The organism is Herbiconiux daphne (assembly GCF_024979295.1).
GTDB classification, from domain to species: Bacteria; Actinomycetota; Actinomycetes; order Actinomycetales; family Microbacteriaceae; genus Herbiconiux; species Herbiconiux daphnes.
Map to the genome: position 1 here is coordinate 1 of NZ_JANLCJ010000026.1, position 4,350 is coordinate 4,350.

A 4,350-nucleotide genomic window follows, 5' to 3' on the forward strand; every position below is an offset into this window, starting at 1 on the left:
TAGTGATTTCGGTCGGTTCACCATATGGGCTTTTAGTTTGACCGCCGAGAGCGCCAACGAAAGCATACAATTTACCATCAGGCGCTTTAGTAATGAAAGCGTAGCCGTGAACCTGTAAAAGCCGCTCCAGTTCTTTACGCGGAATAGTGTCAGGCAATCCCGCATATTCAAACATCGACAGCGTTTTAGTGAGCATATAGTTCACCAATTGCGTGATGTTTTTCTTTTTAGCTTTATAGTCGTAAGCCATTATTTCATGCCTCGAATAGAGTCTACAACCTGTACCAGTGTTTTACTGATTTCATCCAGCAACCGCCGTTGTTCGCGCATATTGGTGTTAATATACCAAAATAGCGCGATGCAACAGACAATAGGGAAACCAACAGCCTCGATTAAATCTTTAACCGTCGCTACAGAGTCCACAATCATTTATCCCCTCTTACAGATTTTCAGATAGTTTGCGATAGCATCGCCGACGCTATTATCCTGATAGAAAACTTTGTCGTTAATAAAGAACCACGCAATTTTCGTCTGGAGTTTCGACGTTGGCTTAAATACGTTTCTATTATAGTTCGGACGGGGTACATAATCCAGCGAATAAATCAAGTCGCTATCAGGATTTTTAATCGGCGTGGTTTTATGGTGGATATAGGTAAAGATATTATCACCGATATTAATAATTTCGCACTGGTAAACGGAATCATTAAAGTCGATAAAATATGTCACCATAATATCACGCGGCTTATATTTCATAGGAATATGCGGATAAATCGCCATTTCCCACGCGCCGCCAGTAATCATCCCCAATTTAGGGTTATCAAAAGCAAAGTATTTATGCGACTCGCTTTTATTCTTCTGTTCTGGCGATTTGCAATATTCGACAGCAACAGTTAATTTGCTTTCGCCGTAGTGGTAAACGTCAATATCACCCTGTTTCATTTTCAGGATGTTATTTAATCCCATCTCTTTAAAGTATGGGCAGAATTTATTTACCGTGTTTCCGAGCATGTAAATTTTAACGTCTTCCCGTTTACGCACAATCGTAGAAATAACGTTCATGAACGTTACAAATTCATCCACTAAATAGGTGCGGTTCGTCAGGAATTCATCAAATACGATGGTCTTAATATTCGGGAACGACGTAGATTTATCATGCTCGCTCGCAGACAACGCGAACGCATAACAGAAAACATCCTTGTCACCATACACGGCTTTCCCGTTTTCGTCATAGTTGCACAGATACCATTTACCCGCCCAATAATGAACGCCGTGAAACTCGCCGTTCGTGGCCTTCTCTATAATATCGGTCGTGTTAATGGCGCTGAATACTTGCGCCGCTCGTTTCCCCGTAATATCTTCCTGCCAGCGGCGAACATACGCCATTTCAGCGCCTGTTTTAATGTAATCCAGTACGCCATTTTTCAGAGCGTCGAAAGTTTTACCGTTCGAACGCTCACCAAAAATTACGTTATACGTCGCATTCTTCCGCTTGATAGCAGCGGAGGAATAATATTTAATTTTCTCGCTCATTTATTCGGCCTCACATATCGGTTGATGAAATCTATATACAGGTCAGTGATAGATAGGTTAAATTCCGCTGGTTCCATATGTACCGCCGATTCGGAATGTACTTCCACGGTTTCGCCGTGAAGGTCGGTAAACATGAACGTATCAGCATCATCTAAATAAGTATGGGTTAGTTTACCAGTGTTTTCCGCTGGAATATATAATTCATCGGTGAACATTTCGAACACCGCTGTATTATCGTTGTCGCATACCTCTTTCATGTAATTAATGCCGTTCTGTTTCGACAGCCCCGCAACGGTTAATTTTAGTTTCCCGTTTTCCTCCACTAAATAGCGTTTCGCGCCTACAGTTTTAAAGCGCGAATAGTTGCCCTCGAAATCCCATACGCCGAGCGGTTTTTCCACGCCCTTAATAGTTTTCGGGTTTAATAGTGATTCGTCCAGCTTGTAATATTGCATACACCGCCGTAATTTCTCCTGAATATCGGCGTTATATTGTTCTACATATCCGACGTGCTTATCATAATTAAGCATTTTAATAGAGTCCGTGTCGGAATATATGTAATCATTCCCCACTGCCAGAATAGCACTCCACAGGTTACGCCGAGCATAAGCAGTAACCCAAATACCCCACGGGTAATACAGAAAGCGAGATTTTGAGCGGTTATAATCCTGTATGGATTCTTTAACGTCGGTTTCTTCAATTCCCCATCCTTCAACGTCGTCATAAATATGGTCGTCTTTCACAATATCAGTAACACACATACCGTAAATGGAATTGAGCATTCCTTTAGAACGCAGATAATCAACCTCCCGCCCTTTTACGTCTTTTAGCGTGGTCTTATCCTGATACAGCGCCAGAATGGACTGAATAATAGCTTTCGGTAAATAATACTTTTTGAAAGCCCAGACATTTTCCCAGTGTAATTCGTCCCATTCGTAGACTGCGGAAATAATTTCTAAATCCACATCAACCAGCGTCATAGTAAGTAAATCGGCGCTGTAAACTCGCCCGTTCACTATTTCAGCCCCTTCCAGCTTAACCGCTTTCGATTCGCTGATATAGGATTCATAGCCGATTTTATTACGCAGACCCACAAAAGCAACGTCCAGCATAATGCAATATTTCGCGCTGGCTTTCCTGAAATCCTCCAGAGAATCAAGCATCAATTGCACTGGTGAACCCATCGGGTATTCTTCCGCAATCATTACCGTTGGGTAACTACTGGTCAAATCCACAGAGGAAACATTTTCCATCACTTTCATGGAATGCTCAGGGTTTGAGTGAGTAAAGCCGCCGATGAAAGCCCGTTTCGCCATTTTATACACGTCAGGCGTTAAGGTTAGTTTCTTCATTATGGCTTGATAATCTCGCGGGTTTCTGAATTCCTCCCCTGTTTCCTTGTTGATTTCCGTGAAACATCTGGATTTCACGTATTGGCGCACCCTGCCCGTATTGGTCATTGGGATTTCTGTAATATTACATTCGTCCAGTTGTTCGCGGATATATGCAAGAATGATTTCAATGTCATTATTACAGTACGCCATTTCAGCGGCTGTTAATTCGGTTTTCTGGTGGCGCGGCAATGAGTAATCTAAATCGCCCTCTAATTTCGCTACCTTGTGTTTAGTTAGATTGTTGGCAACCGTGGCAAGCGACATTCCAGACAGGATATAAGAATCGCGGAATTCTACGCCGTCAACAGTTAACGCGCGAATAGGTTTACGTTCCTTAATGGAAAATACTTCCTCCCACTCAAAATACTTGCGCATGAATTGGAATTCATAGGCAAGGTTATGAACGTAAATTACCAGACGTTTATCACTTCCTAAACCGAAATAGGTTACTAGCAGGGTATACAGTGCGCGGAATTCCTCCCACGTTCTACCGTAATAGATTTCGTTACCTAAACCAATCCCGAACATCCAGATATAACTAAATGCCGCTTTCCGGCCTTCAATATATGTACTGGTCGTTTCAATATCGAAACCTGATTCAATATTCAGATACTCGACTTTTTTATGGCTAACAGTTGGGATTTCTCCCAATGCGTCCAGAGTTTGAAACGTTATTTCGGTATATGGTTTCATGTATTATTTCTTAGGAGTGAATAAGCCGTTACCCGCTAAAATACCTTTTACTGGTTCCCATCCTTTCGGGGCTAATCCCAATTCCTGTAAAATATCGTCCTCCACTTGCTGTAAGTCTGCCTCACTATCTCCCAAATCAGCATTAATCATACCGATAGCTTGTTCGATATATTGTGGCGCTTGTGACGAATCGTAGCCCTCAGCTTTACGCAGAGCATCTACAATAGCGTCCACTACTCGCGGCATCAGCTTATTAACGTTTTTCAGTTTCGTTAATGCTTGTTTCGCGTTTAATCCTTTCGTGTCTACCTTGCTGGACGAAATCGCCCCGCTAATGGTTGACGTGCTGGATTGTAGGAAACGTGCCGCCCTCTGAATTTCGGCTAAACGTTCCTGCCCCTCTTTACCCTTCAACGAGAAACGACCCTGAAAACCGTAACGTTTAAATGCTTCGGTAAACTGTAAGCCGTTTTTGACGAGCCTATCCCAACGTTTACGGGCATTGTCCAGTTCGCGGTTAATCTGTTTATTGATAGCCGCAACATCCGAGGCTTTCATCATCGGCTTACTAAGAGCCTCTAATAATTCCCCGATTTTGTTTACGTCTTTTACAATCTTAACTCCACCTCTAGCCATTATTTACATTCTCCAGCTAATACGGTTTTCATAAATATATCAAGCTCACCCTCAGATAATGCGAATTGTGCATACTTGATAAAGTGTCTTACGTTGG

At 42.4% G+C, this 4,350-nt stretch carries 4 protein-coding genes; all 4 read right to left on the minus strand.

The features are described 5' to 3' along the window. On the minus strand, positions 1 to 250 hold a 250-nt coding region (locus N1032_RS22030), incomplete at its 3' end, for a hypothetical protein (protein ID WP_259542341.1). Between the two features lie 179 nt (positions 251 to 429). Next, a complete protein-coding gene (locus N1032_RS22035; protein ID WP_259542342.1) occupies positions 430 to 1,530 on the minus strand; it encodes a phage DNA encapsidation protein in 1,101 nt (366 codons plus the stop codon). Further along, positions 1,527 to 3,575, minus strand: coding sequence for a DNA polymerase (locus tag N1032_RS22040; RefSeq protein ID WP_259542343.1), 2,049 nt, complete (start codon positions 3,573 to 3,575; stop codon positions 1,527 to 1,529). The genes N1032_RS22035 and N1032_RS22040 overlap by 4 nt, the downstream gene beginning before the upstream one ends. A gap of 45 nt (positions 3,576 to 3,620) precedes the next feature. Continuing rightward, on the minus strand, positions 3,621 to 4,253 hold the full coding sequence (locus N1032_RS22045) for a hypothetical protein (RefSeq protein WP_259542345.1): 633 nt from the start codon (positions 4,251 to 4,253) through the stop codon (positions 3,621 to 3,623). Positions 4,254 to 4,350: the final 97 nt, after the last annotated feature.

Excerpts from the sequence above, each read along its gene's own strand:
- N1032_RS22035 (WP_259542342.1), bottom strand. The coding sequence starts at position 1,530 with ATGAGCGAGAAAATTAAATATTATTCCTCCGCTGCTATCAAGCGGAAG.
- N1032_RS22045 (WP_259542345.1), bottom strand. The coding sequence starts at position 4,253 with ATGGCTAGAGGTGGAGTTAAGATTGTAAAAGACGTAAACAAAATCGGG.